Origin of the sequence: Microcoleus sp. B4-C2, from assembly GCF_036705265.1 — a bacterium.
Lineage (GTDB): Bacteria > Cyanobacteriota > Cyanobacteriia > Cyanobacteriales > Microcoleaceae > Microcoleus.
Map to the genome: position 1 here is coordinate 1 of NZ_JAUBUB010000095.1, position 24718 is coordinate 24718.

Genomic DNA, 24718 nt, shown 5'->3' on the forward strand with positions numbered 1-24718 from the left:
CCCGCCCGTCCAAAAAGGACGGGCGGGACGCCCATCCCACTTTCAAGAGTGGAAGTTATTTAATTCTCATTCCTAAGCTTTTAACTGCGGTGGCGGGAGCGAGGACTTGATGCCCCTGAGCTGACAATTCCTCAAGTTAAAGCGCTGTGTCACGCTTTGGGCAAGAATCTTAACGAATTGCCCGACAACTTAGGCCCGCCGAAGCCCTCTAGCAGTGATGATGTTGGGGGTGCAGCGCAGGAAAATAAGTCGGGAGACTAAGATTCGCGGTCAAGAACTATAACTTTCGGGGGCGCACGAAGCACCTGATCCCTATTGGTGGGTGAGGCGCGCCGATTAACTATTGTCAGCAATAGATAAATCTTGAACCGCGCCTCACCCACCCTACAATTGACTGATGACTAATAACTAATGACTAATGACTAATTAAGCAATTTTCACTTGTTGCAACTGAGAATTTAGCAATAGCTTCCTAGCATCGCCAGCCGAGAGTGCAGGGCTGAAATAATGACCCTGAATTTCTTGACAGTGCAGTTCGCGCAAACACTCCAACTGCTCTTGAGTTTCTACTCCTTCGGCTACCACGCTCAAGTTCAAATCTCGCCCCAGGGTCGCTACAGCCTTGGCGATCGCCCGTTCGCAGGGATCGGTCGTCAATCCGCTGACAAACGACCTGTCTATTTTTAAGATATTCAAGGGAAACTTTTTGAGATAATTTAGAGAACAATAACCCGTGCCGAAATCGTCCAGCGCAATTTGCACTCCCATATTCTGCAACTCCCTGAGAACTTTTGTGGTATAATCCACATCTTGCATGGCTGTAGTTTCGGTAATTTCTAACTCTAAATATTTGGGTGCTAAACCAGTTTTTTCCAAGCAGTTCGCTACCATTTCTAATAAATTAAATTGCTGGAACTGCCGAGCCGAAACGTTGACTGCTACCCGCAAATCTGGCTGCAAAGCATCCTGCCAAGCTTTATTTTGAGTGCAGGCTGTTTGCAGCACCCATTCCCCAATAGGTACAATGAGTCCGTTCTCTTCGGCGATGGGAATAAATGTAGCGGGAGTAACTAAACCTAATTGTGGATGTTGCCAGCGCAGCAGAGCTTCCATGCCCTGAATTTGCCAAGTAGTAATGTTGACTTTTGGCTGATAGAAAACCTCAAATTCTCCTTGTTCTAAAGCCTCGTGCAGTCTGTGTTCTATAGTTAGTAAATGGCTGCTGTGGGGATTAAGTGTTGAAGTATATAACTGATAGTTATTTCTTCCCATTTCTTTAGCGTAGTACAAGGCAGCATCGGCATTTTTGACTAAAGTTTCGGCCTCTTCACCATCATCGGGATAAAGGGCAATGCCGATGCTGCTGCTAACATGAAACGGTTGTCCTTCTAGTTTAAATGGTGGCTTTAAATTGTTGAGTATTCTTTGAGCTGTTTTAACGGCATCTTCTAAGCAATTGATGTCGGGAAGCAGTATGGTAAATTCGTCGCCTCCCCAGCGGGCTACCGTGTCAGTCGATCGCAAAGTGTCGCTGATGCGTCCGGCAAAACCTTCTAACAGGCGATCGCCCGCAGCGTGACCTAGTGTATCATTAATCTTTTTGAACCTGTCCAAGTCTAAAAACATCACAGCAAGCATTTTTTTTGTTTGTTTAGCTTGTTTTAAGGACGCCAGCAGCCTCTCGTTAAACAGTATCCGGTTCGGTAAACCGGTGAGTTGGTCATAAACAGCTTGATAGCGAATAATTTCTTCAGCTTGCTTGCGCTGAGTGATATCCATCATCGTGCCGATAGCCCTTACTGCTTGGCCACTTTCATTGCGGATGATATAGCCGCGATCGAGCACAAAAACATATCCCCCGTCTGCACGGTGAAAGCTGTATTCTTCCGACCAACATTGAGCGTCTGAGTTCATTGTTTGGTTGAAGCTAAACATCACTCTTTCCCGTTCTTCGGGATGAATATTTAACCACCAAGATTCTAATTCTATCGTCTGAGTTTGGTTGAGTTTGTATCCAAAAACTTTTTCAAATTCTTCGCTCAACCAATACTCATTTTTTAACAAATCAAAATCCCATACGGCGTCATTTGTCGCCCGCGTCAGCAGGTGAAAGCGTTCTTCGCTTTTGCGTAGTTTTTCTTCGGATTGCACCCGTTCCGTTACATCCCGAAAGCTGAATACTCGACCAGTAATTTTGCCTCCCGTGCGCTGAGGCAACGAGTAGCGCTCGAAGATTCTGCCATCTGTTAACTCAATGATATCGTAACTTTCTTCGGTAGGGCGATCGGACAATTCTTTAGCACGGTTGAGAAATATTTCCGGATATTTTAACTGGTTGATTCCAAACGCCAAAATTTGGTTGTTATCTCTCGAATCCAGCAGGAAATCCGGCAACTGCCACATTTCGGCAAACTTGCGGTTAAAGGTGAGCACTGTGCCTCCACTGTCAACCGCCAGAATACCGTCAGCAGTAGATTCAATGGTTGCTTGAAGCAAGGAAAGAGATGTTTCTCGTTCTAACTCTGCTAATTTGCGATCGCTGATGTCAAATGCTGTGATTAATATTGAGGCTTTTTTTTCAAATTTTATAATATCTACAGTTGCTTCAATCCAGCGCATTTCTCCAGTTTTCGTGACTATTACTAATTCATATTTAGAGCCTGCTGTTGAGCGCGCATGACTGGATTTACCCCATTTTTTAACTATTTCTATAAAATCTAGATGAATTAAGTCGTATAAATCCAATGCTAGTAATTCTTCGCGAGTATATCCTGTCAGAGCTTCTGTCTCAGCATTGACATAGCGGAACTGTCTGCGGTGATAGATAAATGCAACAGCATTAACAGTTTCTATCAGTTGGCGAAACTTTTTTTCACTGCGTCGCAAATTTCTTTCAACCTGCTTGCTTTCGGTAATATTTTGTGCTATGTATAACTTACCGCTGACCTTGCCTTGACTGTCGCAAATAATTGAAATAGAAAGCAGTACAATTATTTTTTTTCGCTGTTTAGAAAGGTAGACTTTTTCCACGTTGTGGACAGAACCTTCGGCTGTTAAACTTCCTAAATCTAACACCGGGGCTGGTGATTCACTTTTCTTAAAAAGTCCGGCTATTGGTTTGCCTAACAACTCTTTTTTAGAGTATCCCAAAAGTTGACAGGTAGCTTGGTTTAACGATAGGATATGACCGCCTGGAGTCGTCGCGATTATCGAGACGTTCATTTCCTCACAAATATCGAGAGCATATTCGGCAGTTTGCTGCAAATCTTGGGTCATCTGGGCAATAGTATGCCAGATATCCTGTTCTTTTTTTGGATATAACACTTTTTCTCCTTTTGGTAGCTTGTCATTCTCTGTTTCAGACTTCGGCTTGATTAACCTCATCGTCTTGGATAAGCTATTTACTGTCTTCTCCCGGATCAATAATGAAATTACTAAACAAAGACAAACCAGAGAATAACCGATGATTTTTAACCTAAAATTAGGTTCTTCTTTATTGGTGTTTTGAGAGTTAATCTGATTGTAATTTGGTAATCTTCGTGGTTCAATTTGGGATAAATGATTCAAAAATAATGCGGCGCTTCCAGAGGTAAGGGGACGAGATGCCGATCGCAAATAGCTATGTTTTTGAGACAGCACCAAAACCCTTTCTACAGGGTGAGTGCCAGATTCACCCCATACACTTATCGGTAATATTTTTGCACTCATGCTAGATTCCACACCAAAAATAGCAACCGCGAAATATCCCCAAATTAATTGAAAAATTATTTTCATTTGCTCTATTTCCTAAGATAAAATACTTTTTTAGTAACCAAAAATTGTAAAAATCTTAGCAGAAGTTTCTCTGCCATAGGAAAACCCAGCCACCATTAATTCATGTGGATTTGTAAATTAAATTTTAGCCAGTTAATAACTTAGCTTTATAACTAATTACAATTTTAATCTTAATTTAAAATGTGTCATCAGCCATTGTGCCACAAATTATCCGCCATTCTGCCTAGACACCGGGTGGAAGCGCGCTAAAATTAGATAATTCCCGCAAGGAGGCGATCGGGATTTGTTAGAAAAATAAACAATTAGCTTAAAATCTATGCAGAGGTCCACTAATTGAACCCATGAGTCAGACCATCCCAGAACTCCAAAAAGAAGTCCGCGCGCTGCAAGCAGAACTTACCGCCCTGCAAGAGTCGCGGGAAAAACTTGGCGTAGAGCGCTCAGAGTGCCGAGTGGCAGTCAGTTTTCCCAAAAATAATACTCCTGAAGCCATTGCCGAGTTCCACCAGCAAACTGCTGCTTTTGGGGAGCAGTGGTTGCAGCAAATCCAGGAAATTGACCGAGAGACTAAAAATATTGAAAAGCAACTGCAGGCAAAACAGGCTTTACTCAATTACAAGCAAGGTGAACTAGAAAAGTTGGTGGCCGGAGAGCACTGGCAAGAACTAGAAAACAAAGTTCAAACCGGGGAAAAGCGCTTGCAAACACAAGCTCGCAGAATCAATCAAGCAGCAGCGCAGCTACAGGCCGAAATCCAAGCTTTGAAAGCACTGTACGACCAACTCAATCCCAGTTATTCCGAGTGGTTTCAACAACCAACTCAAATAGTCAAATTTTCTGCAACAACTATTCCTTACGCTGTTCCCAGCAGCAGCGGGTTGATCTTGGAGAATAAGGAGATTGAGTGGGAAAAAAAGTAGTTTTGGATTGTAAATTTAAAAGGTAAATTAGTGACTTGAATGTCGCCGTCGAACGCTCAAATAAGCAAGACAGATTCGACGGCAACATCCCAAGGCTTTTACCTGCTTTTTCAGAGATAAAATACAAAACTGCCTCTGGCGCAGTTAATTTTAAGAGTTTTGAGTTTCATTTTTTGAAACAGGTTTATTTTTAACTCTGGTGTCAATATAAAATCTAAAATATAACAGTTCTGAACGCATCAACCGGGTTTTACGAAAAGACTTTGTGGCTGCCCTCGCTTCCGCTAAAAAACCCGGTTTATGGGAGTGAGGAGTGCGTAAGCTCTGTCTAAAATCTCAAATAGACTTACTAATGAAACAATTGATTTGGATAGCGCTATTTATTGTGGTTGCGGTGACGGCGGCGGGCTGGGGTTCTGACTCGTGGCAGCGGTTGTCGGCTGTACCCGAAGTTGGGATCGATCGCAATATCCACACTTCCCAAAAACCGTCTCCCTTACCGCTTCCTGCTGAAAAAAATAGTTTTTTTCAGCCCCAAATTGACCCGTCTCGGTTGTGGAAACACGTCGATAGTTTAGCAGGAGAACGCGATGGAGAACGAGATCGCTCTTTTACTAGAGACTACATTTCCCAACAACTACAAACATTAGGATTTTCCGCAGAGTTGCAGCCGTTCGATCGCGGAATTAACGTCTTTGCCGAAAGAAAAGGCACTGACTCAAACGCCGGTGCAATTTTAGTTGCAGCACACTACGATACTGTACCAAACTCCCCCGGCGCTGACGACAATGCGACGGGAGTTGCAGTAGTTTTAGAAGTAGCAAGATTGCTGGGTTCTCGTCCCACGCCTCGGACATTGCAAGTAGCTTTTTTCGACAGGGAAGAACTCGGACTTTTAGGCAGTTTAGCATTTACAGGTAGCGACGCGCGGTTAAAAAATTTGCAGGGTGCGATCGTCCTAGATATGGTAGGTTATGCGTGCCGCACGCCCGGATGTCAGCAATATCCCGAAGGATTGACAGCGCAACCTTTTCTAGAAGCATCGGGGGTAACTTCTCCCGATAAAGGCGAGTTTATCGCTGTGATTGGGGATGCGGAACATCCGCAGCTATTGAAAAGTTTTGCGGAGTCGCGAAAAGCCGATTTGCCTCCGGTGGTGGCGCTGCCGGTTCCCCTGAAAGGGTTGCTGACTCCCGATGTTTTACGCAGTGACCACGCGCCTTTCTGGTATAAAGGGATTGGTGCTGTGTTGGTGACGGATACTGCAAATTTGCGATCGCCCCACTATCACCAATCTAGCGATACATTAGCAACTATCGATCGACCTTTTTTCGCCGGTTCTGCTCAAATTGTTGTTAATGCCACGGCTAAATTATTGGAAATTCGGTAATTGGTAATCTACTCGTTACCAGGCAGAGCCTGGTAACGCATATCGGGAGGCTCTGCCTCCAAATTTCCCACGCCAAGCAAGCGAGGCAGAGCCTCTGGAAATCGGTTCCTAGGCAGAGCCTAGGAACTAGGTAAAACCAGCTAAATAACAAATAACAAATGACTAACAAAGAAAGCTTGCAAGGGCATTTACGGTAATTGGTAATCGGTAATCTACTCGTTACCAGGCAGAGCCTGGTAACGCATATCCGGAGGCTCTGCCTCCAATTTTCCCACGCAAAGCAAGCGAGGCAGAGCCTCTGGAAATCTGTTCCTAGGCAGAGCCTAGGAACTAGGTAAATAACAAATAAGTAATAACAAATGACTAACAAAGAAAGCCTGCAACGGCATTTACTGCAACTAGACAATCGAGGCTACAAAGCATACAAAGACATTCAAGGTAGTTACGAATTTTCAGAATTCACATTAATAATTGATTACGTGCAGGGAGATCCCTTTGCTTCTCCCAGTAAATTTAGAGTCATAGTTCCCCCCAACATTGCTCAAATTCCCCGCGAACTTTTCAACTCTCGCAGTCGAGAAATAGCCTTGCGAGATTACCTAACTCGGCAGTTTGACAAAGCAGCCTACAGCATCAGCAGCAAACGCGGCACTGGCAAAAGCGGTATGATTGCAGTGACTCGGTTCGGACAAGAAGTTTTAGAGCGAACTTCCGCGTTTATCATTTCCTCAGCTCGATCAGATATCGGAGATTTAGGAGGAGTTGAACTGCGATTTGCCGTCGGACTTCCAGCGGGCGGGCGCAGTATTTTAGGGCGACAAGCTGCTGAAATGCTGTGCGAAGATATTCCGCAAATTGTCAGCAATTCTCTGAAGTATGCTAACTTAAATGCTGCGGAATGTCGCCGTCACGTTGAAACTGTAGAAGATGCTGACTGGCTGCGGCAGCAGTTAGCTGAAAACGGATTAGTTGCGTTTGTTGCTGACGGTTCTATTTTACCCCGCCGCAGCGGTGTTGACAACAGTCCTTTGTTAAATAATGCGGTGGCTTTTCAGTCGCCGCCGTCATTAAAAGTTGAGTTTAATTGTCCGAATCGCGGTTTGATTTCCGGTATGGGTATTCCCGCTGGCATTACTTTGATTGTTGGGGGCGGCTATCACGGCAAATCAACTTTACTCAGGGCGATCGAGTTGGGGGTTTACAACCGAATTCCCGGAGATGGTAGGGAATTTGTGGTGACTAATCCGGCGGCGGTTAAAATTAGAGCGGAAGATGGGAGAAGTGTTGCAGGAGTTGATATTTCGCCTTTTATTAACCACTTGCCGCAAGGTAGAGATACTGCACAATTTTATACTGAGAATGCGAGCGGCAGTACGTCGCAAGCTGCTAATATTATCGAGGCTTTGGAATTAGTCGCTTCTTGTCAAGAGGATTTAGTGCCTGTTTTATTGGTGGATGAGGATACGGCGGCGACGAATTTTATGATTCGCGATCGCCGAATGCAGGAACTCATCGCTAAGGATAAGGAACCGATTACACCGTTTATTGATAAAGTGAGACAATTGTATGCGGATTATGGCGTATCGACTATTTTAGTCATGGGCGGAAGCGGCGATTATTTTGATGTGGCGGATACTGTGATTGCAATGGAAAATTTTCAAGCACATGATGTGACTGAAAAAGCTAAAGAAATTGCTATAAATTACTCGATTAGCCGTGCTGCTGAAGGGGGAGAAAATTTTGGTGAGATTACTCAAAGAGTGCCGATTCCTGCTAGTTTAGATCCGAGTCGGGGACGGCGAAATGTGCGGGTGAAGGTGCGGGATGTTGATGAATTGGCTTTCGGAACTGAGGAGATTGATTTGGGGGCGGTTGAGCAAATTGTGGACAGCGGACAGTTAAGGGCGATCGCTGCGGCAATGGTTTATGCTAAGCAGCAATACATGGACGGAAAACGCACTTTGTCGGAAATCATAGATTTGGTGATGGCAGATATTGAGGCGCAGGGGATGGATATTTTATCGCCTTTTCCTGAAGGGGATTTTGCCATGTTTCGACGGTTTGAATTGGCGGCGGCAATTAATCGGCTTCGTAGTTTGTCGGTTGTTGCTAAGTAGACTTGCTTAATATAAGTCAAGACGCTTGGGCCCGTGGAAAATTGTAGCGAAAATGTTGGGTTTCGTTCCTCAACCCAACCTACGCACTAATGACTAATGACTAACGACTTCCACTTTTTGATATGCTGACAAAAGTGAGTGCAAAAACCGCGATTGAAGTATGACAGGCAATATAGGACAACTGACTGCTTTAAGCGATCGACCTTATATAGTATTAAGCAATCAAGGGGAGGTTTTACAGTTAGAGTTAAAACAGCGGCAGCACGTATTGGGACGCGATCGCACTCGTGCTGATTTAGTCATTCCCGAACCCTGGCGGGCAGTTTCTGGCGTTCACGCTGTTTTGCGCCAAATTGGGGATAATTACTGGATTTACGACGGTGACGGCCAGCGGCCGAGCACTAATGGCTTATTTGTCGATCGCACTCGCATCACTCCCAATGACGGTTATTGTCTGAAAAACGGCACAGAAATTAAAATCGGTCTCGATCCTCAAAATCAAGTTTTGCTGACTTATTTTAATCCGCTGGCGAATCAGGTTGCTGTCCCTAGCAAGCAGTCAATTCTTCTTAAGAATCGGTCGGTTTTGTTGGGTCGCGATCCAAACGCTTCGCTGCAATTAGATGCGCCGCTTGTTTCTAGACGCCACGCCACAATTGACCAAGACAGTCGCGGCAATTATATTTTGCGAGACTACAGCGTTAACGGGGTTTTTGTTAACGGTCAGCGAGTGACAAATTCTGTACAATTGTCCGAGGGAGATGCAATTCGGATCGGCCCGTTTACTCTAACTTACCGCAGCGGTGAGTTGCAAATGCAAGACTCCGGCCATCAAATTCGTTTGGATGCTGACAGTCTGGTGATTCCGAAGCGTTTGGATAATATCACTTTGGCGATCGAACCGGGGCAGTTTGTGGCTTTAGTCGGCGGTAGCGGCGCTGGAAAATCTACTTTAATGCGGACGCTTTTAGGCATCGAAAAAACTACTAACGGCGCTGTGTTTCTCAACGGTGACAACCTGCGCCAAAACTTCAATATTTACCGCAATCAAATCGGTTACGTGCCTCAAGATGATATTGTGCACGCAGATTTGACAGTAGAAGAAGTCTTGAGTTATGCAGCTAAATTGCGCTTACCTCCCGATACAGATGTCAAGCAGGTAGTCGCCAAAACTTTAGAAGATATTGAAATGACTCACCGTCGCAAGGCTTTGGTAAAACAGCTTAGCGGCGGACAGCGAAAGCGGGTCAGTATCGGAGTTGAACTGTTAGCAGACCCGAAACTTTTCTTTTTAGACGAACCGACTTCAGGACTCGATCCGGGTTTGGATAAGAAGATGATGCAACTGCTGCGAAAGTTGGCAAATCAAGGCCGGACGGTGATTCTGGTAACTCACGCGACGGCAAATATCACGATGTGCGATCGTATTGTGTTTATGGGTCGCGGCGGACGCCTTTGTTACTTCGGCCCGCCTAGGGAAGCGCTCGATTTTTTCGATGTCAAAACGGGCGATTTTGCAGACATTTACAACGAATTAGAAACAGGAGAAACCAACGTTCAAAGCTGGGCAGAAAAGTTTAATAAATCTCCCTACTATCAGCGCTATATTGTCAACCACTTCAGCAGAAGCCAGGCTAATGCAAAAACGCCTTCTGCACCTTCTGTACCAAAATCTCAATCTTTTGTAAAACAACTCGTTTTGCTTGCCCAGCGATATTTTCAGCTTATTTCCCGCGACTTAGTTAACTTGAGTTTAGCTCTTTTAACTGCTCCGATCGGCATTAGTTTGCTGCGGCTAGCCGTCAGAGATAAAGACCCATTAATGGGCGCACCGGAGGCAACTTTAGCACCTTTAGCGCTCAGAGTTTTATTTGTATTTACCTGTGCGGCTATTTGGGTAGGACTGGCAACTTCTCTGCAAGAAATTGTTAAAGAATCTGCTATTTATCTGCGCGAACGTTTGGTCAATTTAGGATTGTTTGCTTATTTAGGTTCAAAAATATTTATACTTTCTGGTTTGGCCGTATTGCAAACGCTGTTAATGGTAGGAGTTATTCTGATTGCTTTTAAATCCCCCGAACCGAGTTTGATTTCCTGGGCGATGGGGGCAACTATTACCACATTCCTAACTTTGATGAGCTGCATAAGCCTCGGATTAGTCGTTTCCGCAATTGTTAAAAATAGCTCTCAAGCTAATAGCGCTTTGCCTCTATTATTGCTGCCTCAGATTATTTTTTCGGGAGTTTTGTTTAAGATGGAAGGTGCGGCGAGCAAGTTTTCTTGGCTGATGTTAAGCCGCTGGTCTGTGGGTGCTTACGGGTCTTTAGTTAATGTGAATGGGATGGTTCCCGCGCCTACTACATTACCGGACGGGAGTACGCTTCCTCAGCCGTTTGAGCCTACTCCTGTTTACGATCCAACGTGGGAAAATTTGGGTTTAAACTGGGGTATTTTGTGCGTGCATATTTTTGTTTATTTGATGTTGACTCTGTGGTTGCAGAAGCGGAAAGATATTTTATGAATTATTGGCTGATGAAGTCGGAACCCGATGTTTATAGTATTGCGGACTTGAAGGGCGATCGCACTTCGATTTGGGATGGCGTTCGCAACTATCAAGCGCGCAATTTTATGCGAGAAATGAGTCGGGGAGACTTAGTATTTTTTTACCATTCTAATACTAAAATTCCGGGTATTGTCGGGTTAGTGCGCGTCGTGGAAACTGGAATTGCTGACCCAACTCAGTTCGATATGAATAGCGAATATTATGACCCTAAATCGCAGTTTGATGCTCCTCGCTGGCAAACTGTGAGAGTTGAGTTTGTTGAGGAATTTGCTAAGTTAATATCTTTGGATGAACTGAAACAAAAGTTTAGTGCTGATGAGGTTTTGCTGGTGAGGAAAGGCAATCGGTTATCGGTGATGCCGGTATCTGAAGTTGCTGCTGAGAAGATTTTGAAGATGAGATAAACAGTGGCAATTTAACCTGCATATTTGGGGCGGGCAAGATGCCCACCCCACAAGAACTTAAAGAGTTACGAACATCATCGGTAAGGGTATTAAAATCTTGCTTTTTTTAGGCTATTTTATACTAAGTTGCGGTTGTACTTAGTCATATGATTCGCGAAAATTTGAGTCAGGCAAGCAATCAGGATTTGGGCGGGAAAGATGCCGACCCCACAGGTCAATCTCAGCTTTTTGTGGGACAGGTTTCTAGTCTGCCGCTTAAACTCAGAGATGCTCAATTAAAAGTTACTTACAGAAATTTACCTCATTGGGAGTTAGAAGGAGCGGTCTATTTCATCACTTTTAATACTTGGGAAAAGCTGGAATTAACTCCGGCTGCGAGGAAAGTTGTCCTCAATGCTTGCCAGTTTTTTGATAGGCAAAGGTATCAAATCTTTTGCTTAGTTGTAATGCCTGATCATGTGCATATGCTAATGCAGCCTTTAGCAAAGCCGGATCATAAATTCTGGTCGCTCAGCAGCATTCTACACAGTATGAAAAGCTACAGTTCTAAACAAATTCCCAATGTGATGAAGCATATTGGTACTGTCTGGCAGGATGAGCGACATGACCACATTGTCAGAGATGAACGAGAATTTCAGGTTTTTTGGGAATATATTAGGCAAAATCCTGTCAAAGCTGGTCTTTCAGTGACTCCAGAGGAATATCCTTTTTTCTGGCAAATGTATGAAGTTTAGCTTTTTCTGAATTTCTTGTGGGGTGGGCATCTTGCCCGCGCTTCAGTCACAGGCAAGATGCCTGTGCCACAAATATTATTTTGGGGTGGGCTTCTAGCCCGCCCCAAACTCTTTGCACAGGCAAGATGCCTGTGCCACAAATATTATTGTGGGGTGGGCTTCTAGCCCGCCCAAACTCTTTGCACAGGCAAGATGCTTGTGCCACAAATATTATTGTGGGGTGGGCTTCTAGCCCGCCTAAACTCTTTGCACAGGCAAGATGCCTGTGCCACAAATATTTGCACAGGCAAGATGCCTGTGCCACAAGGATTTCACAGGCAAGATGCCTGTGCCACAAATATTATTGTGGGGTGGGCTTCTAGCCCGCCCCAAACTATTTGCACAGGCAAGATGCCTGTGCCACAAATATTATTGTGGGGTGGGCATCTTGCCCGCCCAAACTATTTGCACAGGCAAGATGCCTGTGCCACAACAATTCTTGTGGGGTGGGCATCTTGCCCGCCCCAAATATTTGCACAGGCAAGATGCCTGTGCCACAACAATTCTTGTGGGGTGGGCATCTTGCCCGCCCAAACTATTTAAAATTATACTAAAGACCGGCCGCACAAACAGCCGCACCAATTAACCCTACATTGGGATTCAAAACCAATCGAACCGGCATCATTTCTAACAGCGAATCCATCCGGCCTTTGTGCGTAAAAGCTCGCATAAAACCCCCTTCTAGAATCAGTGGCAAAATCTTAGCAGCAATGCCGCCAGCTACGTACAAACCGCCGTAAGGTAACAGTGTCACAGCGAGATTTCCGGCCACTGCACCGTAGGCTTCTACAAACATTTGCATTGTTTGTTCGGAAAGCCGATCGCACTTTTTGAGGGCTGCCTGTGCAATTGTCGCCCCCGGATCGACAGTCTTCTCAGTTTTCCCGATTTCTGACTCCCATTTTTTGATAACTTCCCCTATCTCCGGCGATTCAGGAGCAAACTTTCTGTCCCGCAAAAACTGGTAAATTGAAACAATCCCTAGTCCCGAAACCACACGCTCGATCGATATTCTTTGAATGTCGTGTTTTGCTAACAAATATTTCAGCAATTCAAACTCCAACTCCGAGCGAGGAGCAAAGTCACCGTGCCCCCCTTCCGAAGAAAAGACTCTGATGCCATTTGCCTCTGGAATTCCAAAACAATTTCCCAAACCAGTACCCGCACCAATCACAGCAATTGGATCGTGTTGGCGGGGTTTTCCAACTTGCAAAGTGTGCAAATCTCGATCGTCCAAAGCCCACACGCCGTAGCCAACCGCGACAAAATCATTAATTAAACTAACGTGTGATATTCCTAATTCCTGTTCCAGACGCTTCGCCTCCAGCACCCAAGGCAAATTAGTCAGTTTTGCAGTGTTATTAACCACCGGGCCTGCGATCGCAAAACAAGCTTTTTCAGGCAATGGCGCAAAATCCAATTTCGTAGCAGCTTCCGTCAAAAACTGCTGCACCATTGGTACTAAATCGGGAAACTCCCCGCTCGGATAGCGAAACTCGTAAAGAGCGTTCATTTCACCGTTAACAGTCCTTTCCACTAAGCGCAAAATTGTCTTAGTTCCGCCAATATCGCCCGCTAATAATAATGCCATAAATCTCTTTTTCCACCAAAGATAACATTCCCCATTTAAACACCCACAGTATTAATTGCCAACCAAGCCCGCAGCACCTCAGCCACAGTCCAAGCTTGAGCCGTGCAGCCCCGCGGCGAGTGGGGGGCGTCGCCCTCAAAAATTTCGCTCAGACTGCCAACTCCGTCGGCCATTATATGATGTGCCATCGGTTCTAGGAATTCGCGAGCTTGTGCTGGGTCTTTGTATACGTGCAAGTGCGCCAAGACAAACGGGCCAATCAGCCAGCCCCAAACTGTGCCCTGGTGGTAGGCGCTGTCGCGCTGCAATTGGTCGCCTCCGTATACGCCGCGATACTGCGGGTGCTGCGGCGAGAGGCTGCGGAGGCCGACAGAAGTGAGCAACTGTTGAGCGCAGGCGTCCACCACGCCACGCTGCTGGATGGGCGTCAGTAACGGTGTATAGCGGGTTTCCTGGCGCATCCCCGCTGACAAGGAGTTGGCGGAGTGAGGAGGAATCGAGTCTAGGGGCAGGGATACGGCGAATATTTGGTTGGGCCGCAGGGAACTATCGTTTCCGTCGGGGCCGTCGAGAATGTCGTAACAGTAACCGGTTGAGGCGTTCCAGAAGCGAGGGAATCCGGCGGCTGTTCGATCGCCCAATTGCTGGTATTCATTGTGAGGCTTGCCCAATTTTCGAGCAAAACTTGCCATAGCTTGTATAGCATTGTACCAAAGCGCGCTGAGTTCGATCGGCTTACCAATCCGAGGCGTCACCACCCAATCCTCGATTTTCGCATCCATCCAAGTCAGTTGCACGCCGGTTTCGCCCGCGTAGACTAAACCGTCATCGGGATCGACGCGGATGTTATACCGAGTTCCCTGTATGTGCCAATCAACAATCTCACATAAAGTAGGCCAGAGTTCGCTCAAAAGTTCGTCGTCCCCCGTGGCATCGATATAAGCGCGAATTGCCTCAAAATACCACAGAGTGGCGTCTGCGGTGTTGTATTCCGGTGCGCCGCCCGCATCCGGGAAGCGGTTCGGCAGCATCCCCCGATCGACATACCGCGCAAATGTCCGCAAAATCGATCGCGCAATTTCCCATCGCCCGGTACAGATTGTGAGACCCGGCAGGGCGATCGTCGTGTCGCGCCCCCAGTCGCTGAACCAGGGATATCCGGCGATGATCGTTTTGCCTTCGGGTTCCTCCGCGAGTGGGCGGCTGACGATAAATTGGTCGGCGGCGAGCACTAAGTGATTGATCCAGTCGGGAGATTTGCTCGCTTTTGACCATTTTTCCAGCACTTCTCCCTCATAAGTGCGGCGCGATTCTAAAGCTGCATCCCCGTTGAATTGCGGGTTTTTCTCCGTGCTCGCTATCAATGTGAGAGAAGTTCCCGGTGCGATCGTCATGTGAAAAGTCGCCGCCTGCAAGTGATCCTCGCAGCAATCCAATCCGCGGCGCTTTTCGGCTGCTAGATCCAATCCGTAATGCCAATTGTATAAGGGCGCAGAGACTCGAAATGTGGCCTCTGCTGTGGCATCTGTCAGCAGGTACAGGGGTGCAGCCTTGGGAAATGCCGTCACGCAAACGCCGCGTTCCAAGGTTTCTAGGCTCATCTGCCAGTCGCCGGCGCTCGTTGTGTGGTGGTAGTCGCGGTAGTTGACTAGGGCTTTGACAGCGAGGGCGATCGGTTGTGAGGCGCGGTGCAAGCGGTATTGAATATATGTTGTGTTAGCACCTTGCTGCATCCAAATCCGCTTTTCCAGGATAGCGTCGCCGAGAGCAAACCTCCAAACAGGCGTCGTGCCTTCTAGGTGAAAGCTTTCGATGTAGTTGTAGCCGTGGGGTTCGATCGTCGCGTCGGCCCAGCGGTTTGTATAAAGCGGATAGGCGCGATCGTGATACACAGCCGTCTCGTCCAGCTTGGCGAGCATCAAAGTGCGTCCCAGCGGGGGTTTGAGGGCGGCTATCAGCAAGCCGTGATAGCGGCGGGTGAGGAGATTTGCGATCGTCCCGCTAGCGTAACCGCCGATCCCGTTTGTGACCAACCACTCCCGAGACTCCGCCGAGTCAAGATTGCAGCAGATTTCCCGTCCAAAAGCCATAACCATAAAATCCACACTCGCGCTGATTTTTGACCTACCTTTAGGTAGATTTTCGACATAATATCAACCAGAAATATTAACGATTCCAGACCGTTAATTTGACGATCGCCCCCGGGCCGATTCATGCTCTAATTTAGACATAACTAACCGCTACTTTTGCCCCATATACAATTTTAGCCTTTGATGCCTCTGTCTAAAGTTAGTTGTTTGTTATATTAAGTAATATTACCGTCTAAACAGGCGCTGAACGTTAAGGGCAAGCATTTGATAGCGCGTCGGGCGATCGAACTACCAACCTATTTTATAAGGAGAACGGCTCAAAGTGAAGATAGGAGCAAATTACCTCGGCAATAACCAATGTGAATTTACCGTTTGGGCGCCCACCCTCAAACAAATCGCAGTCCAAATTGTTTCCCCAAAAAAACGCCTGATACCCCTGCAACAATCAGCAGAAGGTTATTGGCAAACCACAGCTACAGACATAGAACCCGGAACCCTTTACACTTACCAAATCGAAGGAAAAACCGAGCGACCAGACCCCGCATCAAAATATCAACCCCAAGGCGTACACGCTCCGTCGCAAGTAATAGATCAAAATATTTTTACTTGGACTGACACAAATTGGCAAGGCGTGCCGCTAGCCGAAATGATTATTTACGAACTGCACGTCGGCACATTCACCCAAGCCGGAACATTTGAAGCAATAATTCCCCATCTAAAACAACTTAAAGACTTGGGAATCAACGCCATCGAAATCATGCCAGTAGCCCAATTTCCTGGCGAGCGAAACTGGGGATATGACGGCGTATATCCCTACGCAGTTCAAAACTCCTACGGCGGCCCCGAAGGCTTCAAAACACTCGTCAACGCCTGCCACGAACACGGCATTTCAGTAATTCTCGATGTAGTTTACAACCACCTCGGCCCCGAAGGCAACTACCTCAGTCAATTCGGCCCCTACTTTACATCAAAATACGGATCGATTTGGGGAGATCCCCTCAACTTCGACGACGCCTACAGCGACGGCGTGCGTAACTACTTTATTGAAAACGCCCTGTACTGGTTTCGAGACTATCACATCGATGCCATGAGATTAGATGCAATTCAAGCAATATTTGAAGTAGGTGCAAGACCTTTTTTACAAGAACTATCCGATGCCACAGCAGATATTTCCCAAGAACTAGGACGGCAACTTTACTTAATAGCCGAAAGTGACTTAAATGATGTCCGCACTATACGTCCCAAAGAACTGGGTGGCTTCGGATTAAACGCCCAATGGTGCGATGATTTCCACCACTCACTGCACGCCTTGCTCACCGGAGAAGACGACCGATACTACCAAGATTTCGGCAAGTGCGAACACTTAGAAAAAGCCTTCAAAGAAAGCTTTGTTTACTCCGGCCAGTACGCCCCCCACAGAAAGCGGAGACACGGCAATTCTGTTAAGGATGAACCGGGTCATAAATTTGTGGTGTTTGCCCAAACCCACGACCAAATCGGCAACCGCATTTTGGGAGACAGACTCTCGAAAATAGTTGACTTTGAAGGATTGAAACTCGCAGCCGGCACAGTTTTAATTTCTCCCTACATTCCCTTCTTTTTTATGGGAGAAGAATACGGAGAAGAAGCACCGTTTTTTTACTTCGTTTCCCACTCGGACGAAAATTTAATTGAAGCTATCCGCAAAGACAAACAACAAGAATTTAAAGCCTTTGAAGACCGAGGCGAGTTTCACGACCCCCAGAGTCCTGAGACTTTCGATAAGTGTAAGCTAAACTGGGAAAAACAAACCGAAGGCAAACACAAAATCCTTTGGGAATGGCATCAACATTTGATTCAACTACGGCGGACAATACCAGCCCTTAAAAAACTCGACAAAAACAGTCTAGAAGTGTCCAGCATTGAAGCGGAAAAAATCTTATTTCTACGTCGCTGGACAGATGACAGCCAGATATTCTGCATTCTAAACTTCAACACGCAAGATGTCACTTTTACGGCTACACTGCCCCAAGGCAACGGTCACAAAATTTTAGACTCTGCTGATGAAAAATGGATGGGTTCAGGTTCTAGCTTGCCTGAAAAGATAACTTCAGAGCAAAAATTGACCGTTAAACCGCAGAGTTTCGCACTCTATGAATTAGAGTAATTAAAACGGGAGGCAGAGCCTCCAATACAGGCGTTCCCAGGCAGAGCCTAGGAACAAGCAACAGGAGGCAGAACCTATGTAGTTCTCAGCCTCTGTCGCGGAATCTAGTCCCACAAGAAACGGGAGGCAGAGCCTCTCTCATTCCCAGCCTCGGGCCGGGAATGCAGTAGAGGAGGCTCTGCCTCATACATTAAAAGAGAAAACCCTAAAAAACCCGGAGTAAAATTAACATGATGAGAATTCCCACAACAACTTATCGGATTCAATTTCATGGAGGTTTTAACTTTGAAGCCGCCAAACAAATCCTTAGCTATCTGGAAGATTTAGGAATTACCGACCTTTACGCTTCACCAATATTTAAAGCCAGAAAAGGCAGCTCTCACGGATACGATGTCGTTGACTCAAATCAGCTCAATCCCGATTTGGGAACATCAGAAAATTTTGAAGCCCTCACATACGAAATCAAGAAACGGAACATGGGATGGCTGCAAGATATTGTTCCGAACCACATGGCTTATGACACTCAAAATTTGCTGCTGTTAGACGTATTGGAACACGGGCCAGATTCCGACTATTTCGATTACTTCGATATTGAATGGAATCACGCTTACGAACATCTCAGGGGTCGAGTGCTGGCTCCGCTGCTGGGGAATTTTTATGGAGAGTGTCTGGAAAATGGCGAGATTCAACTCAAATACAGCGAAATTGGGCTAACCATCAATTATTATAGCTTACAATTGCCAGTAAGAATTGAATCTTATGCTAAATTCATCAGTCATAACTTGGGGCATTTAGCTAGAGAATTAGGCAGACGCCATCCAGATTTTATCAAGTTTTTAGGAATTCTTTATTTAATTAAAAATACACCTTCAGAAACTAAAGGTAAAACCAGATACGATCAGATAGCTTTTGTCAAAGGACTGCTGTGGGAACTCTACAATCAAAATCCCCTTGTACAGGAATTTATCGATGAAAATATCAAAGTTTTTAACGGAGAAAAGGGAAATTCCGAAAGCTTTAATTTGCTAGACGAATTGCTTTCCGAGCAGTTTTACCGTCTGTCTTTCTGGAAAGTGGGGGCCGAGGAAATTAATTACCGAAGGTTTTTTACAGTAAACGAACTTATTTCGGTAAAAGTTGAAGAGATTAAAGTTTTTCATAAAAACCACGCTCTGATCTTCGACCTGGTTGATGAGGGAAAGTTTACGGGATTGAGAATCGACCACATCGATGGACTTTACGACCCCACAGAATATTTGAAACGCCTCCGAGAGAAAGTCGGAGACACTTATATTACTGTTGAAAAAATTCTGGAACACGAAGAAGATTTGCCCTCATATTGGCCGATTGAGGGAACTAGCGGCTACGACTTTTTGAATTACGTAAACGGCGTTTTTTGTCGGTGCGATCGCGAGCAGCAATTTACCGAAATATATCAGAGATTTACTCGCTTTACCGTTCCCTACGAACAGTTGTTTTTAGATAAAAAAGGACTGATTGTTGAGAAAAATTTGGCGGGAGACGTAGACAATCTCGCTCAACTTTTGAAGAATATTTCCGGTCAATCGAGACAGGGAAATGACTTTACTCGTCCCGGTTTGGAAAAAGCATTGGCGGCTGTTTTGACAATTTTTCCAGTCTACCGAACTTACATCAATCAAGACGGTTTGAGAGAGTCCGATCGCACTTACGTAAAATATGCGATCGCCCATGCCAAAGAACAAGCACCCAGACTCCTCAAGGAACTTAAATTTATCGAAACGGTGCTGTTACTGGAAGAAGAAGAAACCCTAACACCCGAACAAAAAGAGCAGCGCCGGCACTTTGTAATGAAACTCCAGCAGTTGACAGGCCCATTAATGGCAAAAGGCGTGGAAGACACGCTTTTATACGTCTACTATCGACTTTTATCGCTCAACGAAGTGGGAGGAAATCCCAGTCAGTTCGGCGTGTCCCTGGGAGATTTTCACGAGTTCAACCAACAGCAGCAAGCAGCTTGGCCACACAAAATGAATGCGACAGCTACCCACGATACCAAACGTGGCGAAGATGTGCGAGCCAGACTTAACGTTTTGTCAGAAATTCCCGATGAATGGGAACAGCAAGTCAGGTCTTGGAGAGAGGTAAACTCTTCTAAGAAAGTCAACTTTGTGAATCGGATGGTTCCAGATACTAATGACGAATACTTCCTGTACCAAACTCTGCTCGGCAGTTTTCCCTTTGAGGGAATTGAAAACACTGATTATGTCGATCGCCTGAAAGATTATGTGATTAAAGCTGTCCGCGAAGCCAAAGTTTATACGGCTTGGCTGAGACCGGATAACGACTACGAAGCGGGTTTTATGACCTTTGTAGATAGCGTTCTCGAAACTTCGGAACAAAATCAGTTTCTCAACAAGTTTACACCTTTCTGGAAAAAAGTAGCTAATTACGGAATTTTCAATTCTTTATCTCAAACGCTGCTGAAAATCACGGCTCCGGGTGTTCCCGACATTTATCAAGGGACGGAATTCTGGGATTTAAGCCACGTCGATCCAGATAACCGCCGTCCCGTAGATTTTGAGCGCAGAATCGAGGTTTTGCGGGAAATTAAAGAGCAAGCTCAGACGGATATTTTGCAACTAATTGAAGATTTGATTGCGACGCGAGAAGACGCGAGAATTAAGTTGTTTTTGACGGCAAGAGCCCTAGAAGCGAGAAAAAAATACTTGCAAGTTTTTCAATCAGGCGATTATCTGCCCCTGGAAGCAGTTGGCACGTTTAAAGATAATGTTGTTGCCTTTGCCCGAAGCTTTGGAGAGACTAGCGTTATTGTCATTGCTCCCCGGTTTTTGACGGGAATTGTCAAACCGGAAGAAATGCCGATCGGCAAACAAGTCTGGAAAGATACTAATTTGAAATTATCCGAGGAAATGCCGTCGGTTTGGAAAGATGCAATTACAAATCAGGCGGTAGAAAGTAACGGTACTTTGGCAATTGGTGACGCTCTGAGTTACTTTCCGGCAGCTCTGCTGATCGGTAAAAAATAGCAATGAAAAGCTGGAAAATTCTTGAATTTTCCGAAATTCCCAAGAGGCGGACTTGAGGCTCTCCCTCAATAAATATTCCTTCCCAGGCACAGCCTGGAAGTAAACGGGTAGGGACAGGGCATTGCCGTGTCCCTTTTCAGAATTGATGTTATATCAAATCCGTTAGCATCGGAATAGTAAATTCGAGTTCACTGTTGACTGTTGACGGTTGACTGTTCACGGCGTCAACAGTCAACCGTCAACAGTCAACATCATGTATGAGTGTTACCGGAAATGATATTAAACCTGATTGGAAGCCAAAAAACCGATCGCCCCTACCAACCAAACAAAATTTATACAACAAAGACGGCAAATACAACACAACGTATACGGTTTGCCACAATACCCGAATCGATCGCACACCGTACATTAGGAAGAGTAAAGAAAAGCAGTCAACAACTGTAGCGGTGCAAGCCTCACGGATGCAACCGTCCCCCAACAGGTTCGGTAAATACCCCTTCATCGCAAGGTCTACCGCCCGCAGTATAGAGATAAGCACCCTATCGAAGACTGTATTAAAGCAGGACTCACTACCCGTAAACCGCGAGGTAAAATCGCAGTCCTGAATAACCAGACTATCGCACAGATAAAACACCAAAATTTTGTAGAGATTGGAGCCGGAACACCCCTATGGGAAAAGTAGTTGGAATTGACTTAGGTACGACAAACTCCTGCGTCGCAGTTATGGAAGGCGGCAAACCCACCGTCATAGCCAACGCCGAAGGGGGTCGCACCACACCTTCCGTAGTAGCATATGCTAAAAATGGCGATCAACTTGTCGGACAAATCGCCAAGCGTCAAGCCGTGATGAACGCCGAAAACACCTTTTACTCAGTAAAACGGTTTATCGGGCGTAGGGTTGATGAAGTAACCCACGAAACCACTGAAGTTTCCTACAAAGTTCTCAAAGTCGGCAACAGCCTCAAACTAGACTGTCCCGCCCGCGGCAAGCAATTTGCCCCAGAAGAAATTTCTGCACAAGTTCTTCGGAAACTCGTAGAAGACGCCAGCAAATACCTCGGCGAAACTGTTACCCAAGCGGTAATTACTGTTCCCGCTTACTTCAACGACTCCCAGCGCCAAGCTACGAAAGACGCAGGAAAAATTGCCGGTATAGAAGTGCTGCGGATTATTAACGAACCTACAGCAGCAGCTTTAGCTTACGGGTTAGATAAAAAGAGCAACGAAACCATCCTCGTATTTGACTTAGGTGGCGGTACTTTCGACGTATCTATTCTCGAAGTAGGCGACGGCGTATTTGAAGTGCTAGCAACTTCTGGAGACACTCACCTCGGCGGTGACGACTTCGACAAAAAAATTGTTGATTTCATCGCTAATGAATTCCAAAGAGCCGAAGGAATTGACCTCCGCAAAGACAAACAAGCCCTGCAACGCCTGACGGAAGCAGCCGAAAAAGCCAAGATTGAGCTTTCGAGCGTTACCCAAGCAGAAATCAACCTGCCGTTTATTACCGCGACTCAAGACGGGCCAAAACACTTGGACACGACTTTGACGCGGGGCAAGTTTGAAGAACTCTGTTCCGATTTGATCGATCGCTCCCGCATCCCCGTAGAAAATGCGATCCGCGACGCCAAATTAGACAAATCTGCAATTAATGAAGTCGTCTTAGTTGGTGGTTCTACGCGCATTCCTGCGGTGCAAGAACTGGTCAAAAAACTCCTTGGCAAAGACCCCAACCAAACCGTAAACCCGGATGAAGTGGTCGCAGTCGGTGCAGCAATTCAAGCAGGCGTACTCTCCGGCGAAGTCAAAGACATTCTGTTGCTCGACGTTACTCCGCTGTCTCTCGGCGTCGAAACCTTGGGTGGCGTGATGACCAAAATCATTCCCCGCAACACCACTATTCCTACCAAGAAGTCGGAAACTTTCTCGACTGCTGTAGACGGCCAAACAAACGTGGAAATTCACGTTTTGCAAGGCGAACGGGAAATGGCCAATGATAACAAGGATTTGGGAACCTTCCGCTTAGATGGAGTTCCACCAGCCCCCCGTGGCGTACCTCAAATTGAAGTTACTTTCGATATCGATGCTAACGGTATTTTGAATGTAGCTGCTAAGGATAAAGGTACTGGCAAGGAGCAATCGATTAGCATTACTGGTGCTTCTACTTTGCCCAGCAATGAAGTCGATCGCATGGTGAGGGAAGCTGAATCGAATGCTTCTGCTGACAAGGAACGTCGCGAAAGAATCGATCGCAAAAACCAAGCTGATTCTCAAGCCTATCAAATCGAGAAGCAGTTGGCAGAATTGGGCGATAAAGTTCCCGCTGATGACAAAACTAAGATTGAAGGGTTGCTTAAAGACTTGCGATCCGCGATCGAGAGTGAAGATGACGATCGCATCAAGACACTGACAACAGAGTTGCAGCAAGCATTCTACGCTGTCAGCAGCAACCTGTACCAGCAAGCAGGCGGCCCAACTGACGGCCCTGGTGGCCCTGGTGGCCCTGGTGGCTATGGAGACGGTGGCCCCACTGGCGGCGGCGACGACGTGATTGACGCCGACTTCACAGAAGGCAACAAATAACAGGCTAAATTAAAAGCCCCCAGCTAGAAGCAAGAAACCCGGTTTTGAACAGAAACCGGGTTTCTGTTCATTCAAAAACAAACCAAAGTCGATCGACTAAAATCACTAAAAATCTTGCTTGAGGCATAGAGACAAAACTAGAATATGCTTCAACAAATATCATAAACTAGCAGTAATATCGCAATCGAGAGCCATTAAATGTCACGTTCTCCTATACAAAATTCCTCCCCAAATACTCCCAGCCAATCTCATATTGCATCCTTGCGCCGACTCCGCCGGATCAGCCATTTACTAGACAACGCAATTCCGATTCCCGGCACAAAATACCGCATCGGACTCGATCCGATATTGGGACTTATACCGGGCGGCGGCGATGTAATCACTTCAATTTTTGCAGGCTATGTTGTCTTCAAATCCGCTCAAATGGGAGTGCCTCAAGAGACTTTAGTAAAAATGGCAGCTAATATCGTATTTGATACAGTTGCTGGTACTGTACCGGTAGCCGGAGATTTGTTGGATGTTGCTTGGAAAGCTAATGTCAAAAATATAGAATTGCTGGATGCTCATTTAGGTTCCCCTGAACAAGGCAAAAAAGCCGATTGGCTATTTGTGGTGGCGCTGTTATTGGGTTTGATTTTAATTGTCGGAGGTGTAATTTTCTTGAGTGTGATGCTTTTGGGCTGGCTATTTCAAGTAATTACAGGACGTTAATCTTTGGTTGGAGGCTCAAGATAAATCCCTTTCTTTGTGTCCTAATTGATAGCATATAATCGGGCAAATTATTCCTTGAAAATCATCTTGGATGAGGATTACGGGCAGGGAAAAACATCTGGGTTGAACTACCCGTAGGTGCGTTGCTTTTTTTATGCCTCAACAAAGATATAAAATCTCACATATCCGTACATTACAAACGGGGCGAGTGGAAACAAACCCCACACTTTTTTACTGCAATACTTGGGAAAAATAATAGGAGTGTTAGCTACAAAAAAAACAGTGGCTGCAATCAATCTTCAATAAATAAATACTAAAATGTGTCAGGGTTGAAAAATTCAACCAACCCCTACCAATAAAAGTTCTGATCCTCTTACCAAGAAGATATATGTGGCAGAAATCTGAGATATTGCACCATTCTCAAGAACAAGCAAGATGCCTGTTCCACAATAAAATTCACTCTGGATATTGAAAAGTATATCTTAAATGTGTTGACAAAAGTTATTAACTATGTTAAAGAGCATTAATTCTCTTTGAAACTAGGTAGTGACCAGGAATTTCAAAGGTGGTACCCGCCACGTGATTTATCCGTGGAATCAATCCCAAATCGAAAATCGAAAATCC

15 protein-coding genes are annotated in these 24718 nt (G+C 45.7%); 11 read left to right on the forward strand and 4 right to left on the reverse strand.

Going from position 1 to position 24718, the window contains the following annotated elements:
• Nucleotides 1–426 precede the first annotated feature (426 nt).
• Complete coding sequence (locus QUB20_RS22905) at nucleotides 427–3774, reverse strand: EAL domain-containing protein (protein WP_333250877.1); 3348 nt, start codon at nucleotides 3772–3774, stop codon at nucleotides 427–429.
• Nucleotides 3775–4115: 341 nt separating this feature from the next.
• Between QUB20_RS22905 and QUB20_RS22910 the strand changes: the two genes are divergently transcribed.
• The 6 genes from QUB20_RS22910 (at nucleotide 4116) to QUB20_RS22935 (ending at nucleotide 11902) form a co-directional block, all read left to right on the forward strand.
• Complete coding sequence (locus QUB20_RS22910) at nucleotides 4116–4694, forward strand: hypothetical protein (protein WP_333250875.1); 579 nt, start codon at nucleotides 4116–4118, stop codon at nucleotides 4692–4694.
• A gap of 352 nt (nucleotides 4695–5046) precedes the next feature.
• Complete coding sequence (locus tag QUB20_RS22915) at nucleotides 5047–6084, forward strand: M28 family peptidase (protein WP_333250873.1); 1038 nt, start codon at nucleotides 5047–5049, stop codon at nucleotides 6082–6084.
• 359 nt (nucleotides 6085–6443) lie between these two features.
• The gene (locus tag QUB20_RS22920; RefSeq protein WP_333250871.1) at nucleotides 6444–8201 is read left to right on the forward strand and encodes an ABC-ATPase domain-containing protein; all 1758 of its coding nucleotides are present in this window, start codon (nucleotides 6444–6446) and stop codon (nucleotides 8199–8201) included.
• A 160-nt stretch (nucleotides 8202–8361) separates the two neighbouring features.
• The gene (locus tag QUB20_RS22925; protein WP_333250869.1) at nucleotides 8362–10722 is read left to right on the forward strand and encodes an FHA domain-containing protein; all 2361 of its coding nucleotides are present in this window, start codon (nucleotides 8362–8364) and stop codon (nucleotides 10720–10722) included.
• Nucleotides 10719–11168, forward strand: coding sequence for an EVE domain-containing protein (locus tag QUB20_RS22930; RefSeq protein ID WP_333250867.1), 450 nt, complete (start codon nucleotides 10719–10721; stop codon nucleotides 11166–11168). Before QUB20_RS22925 ends, QUB20_RS22930 begins: the two co-directional genes overlap by 4 nt.
• Nucleotides 11169–11314: 146 nt before the next feature.
• The gene (locus QUB20_RS22935) at nucleotides 11315–11902 is read left to right on the forward strand and encodes an REP-associated tyrosine transposase (protein ID WP_333250865.1); all 588 of its coding nucleotides are present in this window, start codon (nucleotides 11315–11317) and stop codon (nucleotides 11900–11902) included.
• A gap of 46 nt (nucleotides 11903–11948) precedes the next feature.
• Here QUB20_RS22935 and QUB20_RS22940 read toward each other — a convergent pair whose 3' ends face one another.
• The gene (locus tag QUB20_RS22940; RefSeq protein WP_333291668.1) at nucleotides 11949–12206 is read right to left on the reverse strand and encodes a hypothetical protein; all 258 of its coding nucleotides are present in this window, start codon (nucleotides 12204–12206) and stop codon (nucleotides 11949–11951) included.
• Here QUB20_RS22940 and QUB20_RS22945 point away from each other — a divergent pair.
• The gene (locus QUB20_RS22945) at nucleotides 12194–12484 is read left to right on the forward strand and encodes a hypothetical protein (protein WP_333291670.1); all 291 of its coding nucleotides are present in this window, start codon (nucleotides 12194–12196) and stop codon (nucleotides 12482–12484) included. The genes QUB20_RS22940 and QUB20_RS22945 overlap by 13 nt on opposite strands.
• Nucleotides 12485–12491: 7 nt before the next feature.
• On the opposite strand, the gene QUB20_RS22950 is transcribed toward QUB20_RS22945, so the two are convergent.
• Nucleotides 12492–13532, reverse strand: coding sequence for a glucokinase (locus QUB20_RS22950; protein WP_333250842.1), 1041 nt, complete (start codon nucleotides 13530–13532; stop codon nucleotides 12492–12494).
• A 35-nt stretch (nucleotides 13533–13567) separates the two neighbouring features.
• Complete coding sequence (locus QUB20_RS22955) at nucleotides 13568–15628, reverse strand: amylo-alpha-1,6-glucosidase (RefSeq protein WP_333250848.1); 2061 nt, start codon at nucleotides 15626–15628, stop codon at nucleotides 13568–13570.
• Nucleotides 15629–15944: 316 nt separating this feature from the next.
• Here QUB20_RS22955 and treZ point away from each other — a divergent pair, with 316 nt between their 5' ends.
• The 4 genes from treZ to QUB20_RS22975 all read left to right on the forward strand — a co-directional run bounded on the left by treZ (nucleotide 15945) and on the right by QUB20_RS22975 (nucleotide 24094).
• Complete coding sequence (gene treZ / locus QUB20_RS22960) at nucleotides 15945–17768, forward strand: malto-oligosyltrehalose trehalohydrolase (protein ID WP_333250839.1); 1824 nt, start codon at nucleotides 15945–15947, stop codon at nucleotides 17766–17768.
• A gap of 233 nt (nucleotides 17769–18001) precedes the next feature.
• Nucleotides 18002–20797 carry a malto-oligosyltrehalose synthase gene (treY, locus tag QUB20_RS22965; RefSeq protein ID WP_333250846.1) on the forward strand — a complete coding sequence of 932 codons (2796 nt, stop codon included), beginning with the start codon at nucleotides 18002–18004 and terminating at the stop codon, nucleotides 20795–20797.
• Between the two features lie 669 nt (nucleotides 20798–21466).
• The gene (gene dnaK, locus QUB20_RS22970; RefSeq protein WP_333238357.1) at nucleotides 21467–23383 is read left to right on the forward strand and encodes a molecular chaperone DnaK; all 1917 of its coding nucleotides are present in this window, start codon (nucleotides 21467–21469) and stop codon (nucleotides 23381–23383) included.
• 198 nt (nucleotides 23384–23581) lie between these two features.
• Entirely contained in the window at nucleotides 23582–24094 is a 513-nt protein-coding gene (locus QUB20_RS22975; protein ID WP_333238360.1) for a DUF4112 domain-containing protein, read from the forward strand.
• The last annotated feature ends 624 nt before the right edge of the window (nucleotides 24095–24718 follow it).